The organism is Lysinibacillus antri (assembly GCF_003977595.1).
GTDB classification, from domain to species: Bacteria; Bacillota; Bacilli; order Bacillales_A; family Planococcaceae; genus Ureibacillus; species Ureibacillus antri.
Genome location: NZ_RYYR01000054.1, coordinates 1 through 3,076 on the forward strand (window position 1 = coordinate 1; position 3,076 = coordinate 3,076).

General features: G+C 57.1%; 5 protein-coding genes. All 5 read right to left on the bottom strand.

The genetic code is table 11. The features are described 5' to 3' along the window. On the bottom strand, window positions 1-371 hold a 371-nt coding region (locus EK386_RS19510; protein WP_218939079.1), incomplete at its 3' end, for a zonular occludens toxin domain-containing protein. Window positions 372-378: 7 nt separating this feature from the next. Then, on the bottom strand, window positions 379-675 hold the full coding sequence (locus tag EK386_RS19515; protein ID WP_082254222.1) for a DUF2523 domain-containing protein: 297 nt from the start codon (window positions 673-675) through the stop codon (window positions 379-381). Window positions 676-679: 4 nt separating this feature from the next. Further along, window positions 680-1,939: a virulence factor TspB C-terminal domain-related protein gene (locus EK386_RS20545; protein WP_126660849.1), complete on the bottom strand. Its 1,260-nt coding sequence runs from the start codon at window positions 1,937-1,939 to the stop codon at window positions 680-682. Window positions 1,940-2,060: 121 nt separating this feature from the next. Then, window positions 2,061-2,276: a major capsid protein gene (locus EK386_RS19525; protein WP_126660850.1), complete on the bottom strand. Its 216-nt coding sequence runs from the start codon at window positions 2,274-2,276 to the stop codon at window positions 2,061-2,063. 200 nt (window positions 2,277-2,476) lie between these two features. Next, complete coding sequence (locus tag EK386_RS19530) at window positions 2,477-2,698, bottom strand: hypothetical protein (protein ID WP_034367007.1); 222 nt, start codon at window positions 2,696-2,698, stop codon at window positions 2,477-2,479. Between the last annotated feature and the right edge of the window lie 378 nt (window positions 2,699-3,076).

Consider the following 3,076-nt stretch of genomic DNA (forward strand, 5'->3'; position numbering starts at 1 on the left):
CAGCCAGGCGAGCCAACCAAGCGCCGCACGAAGTTATCGATGTTCTGAGGGTGCTGTGTGACCAGGTAGAAATCCATGCCCCGGCGCCTATGCTCGGCCAGCATGCGGATTTCGTCCGGGACGGTCGCACTTGCACCCCGCACGGGCATATCGTTATGGCACTCATCAATCAGGAAGATGGTGCCGTCAGGCTCTTTCTGCCAATCCTTGAAATCGATCCTCTTCCAGCTCGAAAGCTCACCGCCTTCGACTGGTTCGAATCGCCCGTTATGGCAGACGGGACGACCCTCTTTTACACTTCGCTCACGCACCCATTTCAGCGTATTGAGTGTCTTGCCTGCGCCATTGGCACCAGTGATCAGATACAGCATGCCGACCTCACTGTTTACGGAATCGTTTCACCGCGCCAGTCATGCCCGCAAGACTGAGACGCACTGCTACTGCTGACGTAATGATGCTGATGGCTACGCCAACTTTCATATACGAAAGCAGACCGACCAACTCAGAAGGCAGGCCGAAAAAAGCAGTTAGAGCGTCAGACTTCAGACGGTCAAGCGCAGTGTCAACACCCATGTACGTGACAACAGATATTCCGAGAGAAATCAGCACTTGTCCTGCGAGACTGCCAGCAATATTAAGGAACATGCCGCCCAGTGCAGCGAGAAAAATAGGCATTTAATTACTCCCTCGCAACGCCGGAAACAATACGGAATCCAGCCAGGCTAGACACTGCGACCAGCACCCAGCCCATGTATTCGAGACCAGGACATATACGGGACATAGGTAAAGATACTTCGGTGCCCCACACAGTCACCGACAAGTCAGATATGCATTGACCACCACCAAGCAAATCGTCCTGACTCAGCTGCCCAGAAACGTCCACATCTTTATTTCCAGGTAAATCTTTCGTCACGTCACGATTTCGACCCTTAGCGGCTTCCTCGTCATATAGCTTTGATTCTGGAGACTCGTTTACGAATAACTCGCACGCGCGCTTATGCTGCTCTTTGGCAATTGCACAAAGCAAAACATCGCCCTCGCATGTAAAGCCTGCAGAGCAAGAGCCGCCAAACTTGCCTTTGCCGTCGCCGCAATCGTCACCTTTGCAATCGCCGCCTCCTGTGCCGCCTCCTGTGCCGCCTCCTGTGCCGCCGCCCGTGCCGCCTCCTGTGCCACCCCCTGTGCCACCCCCTGTGCCACCCCCTGTGCCGCCGCCCGTGCCACCGCCCGTGCCACCGCCTGTGCCACCGCCTGTGCCACCGCCTGTGCCGCCTCCTGTGCCGCCACCAGTGCCACCACCCGTGCCACCGCCTGTGCCACCGCCCGTGCCACCAGTACCGCCCCCCGTGCCGCCGCCTGCGCCACTGCCATCACCTGGTGTATTGCCTGCATTACCATCGCACTTACCGCCAGTCTGAGTGCCATCACCGCCCCACATCCAAACACCGGAGGAATTTTGAAATGCGACGGTGCTATTAAGAGTAACAACGCAACCCTTCTCGCACATAGCAGTCGGCACGCTCCCCGGTCGATCATCAAAATACATCTTAGTACCAGCCTTGCATTGCTCCCCATCCTTAGGCTTGCATTGCCCGCCTGACTCAACATAACCGGTGCTGCAACTGCAAACGCCAGCACTATTACTGCTGTTTTCTGGACAAGTTAACTTCTTTGCTACCGCACTTGTAAAATCAATCGATGCAGGCGGATTACCGCTTCTATGATTACAAGTCAAATCCTTATTTCCTAGATAAGTTACTGTAGTTCCCGGGTTCTGCGCCTGCAATATTGCATTATTTGACGAGCAGGCTGACGCGGCAGATTTGTGGACTCCATAATTCATATCCTCATAAATCGCCACCTTATCCACAGCAGAAATTGCAGGGGAAGATGAAAGGATAATAAATAACGCCGCCACTATGCGGAAAAGATAAGCCATGCGGCCCCCAGCATTGCAATGATGATGAACAGGCCCATGGCACCCCCTCTTTGAAACGCCACCCGTGGCGCTTTAAAAAAGGCCCCGCAGCCGGCCGGTCTGCGGGTTCCTGATGGCCGATTTAGCTCAGCGCTTTACGCACCCACTGGAAGGCCTTCACGCCCACGTAGATCAGCAGCACGGCGGCGCCGATCAGGCCAATGGGAGCAGCTTGAGCGCCGATGTCAGTGACGACCGCAGCCACATCGACAGCAGCAGCATTCGCGCCACCAGCGGCCAGAGCTGCGGCAGCAGCGATTGCGGCAATGCGCGCGGTTTGGGTATTGATGCGATTCATGGTTTCAGTCCTCTTGAGTTTGGTTTCCGTCGGTATTTCTGAGCGTCTGGATCAGGACTCGAAAGCCCCAACCGACAGCCCAGATCAGCAGGACGGCGCCGCTGATTGCTGCGCCCTCTTCGGGACTCAGCGAGAGCACCGGAAGGGCAAATTCGTGCTGCACGGTGACCGTGCAGGCTTGCGCGCACTGAATGACCTGATCAGCCATTGCTGTTGATGCGATGCAGGGCAGTGGCCCGCATGCGCGCTGTGTAGATGCGGGTGCGCCGGTCCATCCAGTTGCCGATGCTCGATATCGCGCGAGTGATGAGCGACATGAACAGCCCAAAGGCCAGAGCGCCGAGGGCACCACCGCACATGGAGAGCCACACGACAGTGCCCGCGAAGTGCCGCAACTGCGCATCCGTCAAATCGATGAACATGTATTTCCCTCTCTATCTGTACAGATGGCAGCGGCTTGCGCGTCAGCTACGCATGCCGCCCAAGCCGCTGCCATCTGCCGTACGCATCCACATGAACGGTCCGTTCGCTTCGATTCGCCGCGGGGTGTGTCGGATTCGCACAAAGCGCGAAAAACCGCCGCCCGTTGGTGCGAACTCAGGCAAGAGAAGCTCACCTGTCTCAGCATTGACGTAACCGCCTCCCTTCGCAGGCCGAAAGCGGTCGGTGATCGCAGCATTGCCCTGCACATACGCAGGCCAAAGCACCCAGCGACGGCAACCACGGCCAGACTCATCCAGGCCCCCTGCCCCGTGAATTCGTGCCCCATGCGGGAACCCCCCTTGAATCTTGGTTCACTC

Excerpts from the sequence above, each read along its gene's own strand:
- EK386_RS19515 (WP_082254222.1), bottom strand. The coding sequence starts at position 675 with ATGCCTATTTTTCTCGCTGCACTGGGCGGCATGTTCCTTAATATTGCT.
- EK386_RS19525 (WP_126660850.1), bottom strand. The coding sequence starts at position 2,276 with ATGAATCGCATCAATACCCAAACCGCGCGCATTGCCGCAATCGCTGCT.
- EK386_RS20545 (WP_126660849.1), bottom strand. The coding sequence starts at position 1,939 with ATGGCTTATCTTTTCCGCATAGTGGCGGCGTTATTTATTATCCTTTCA.
- EK386_RS19530 (WP_034367007.1), bottom strand. The coding sequence starts at position 2,698 with ATGTTCATCGATTTGACGGATGCGCAGTTGCGGCACTTCGCGGGCACT.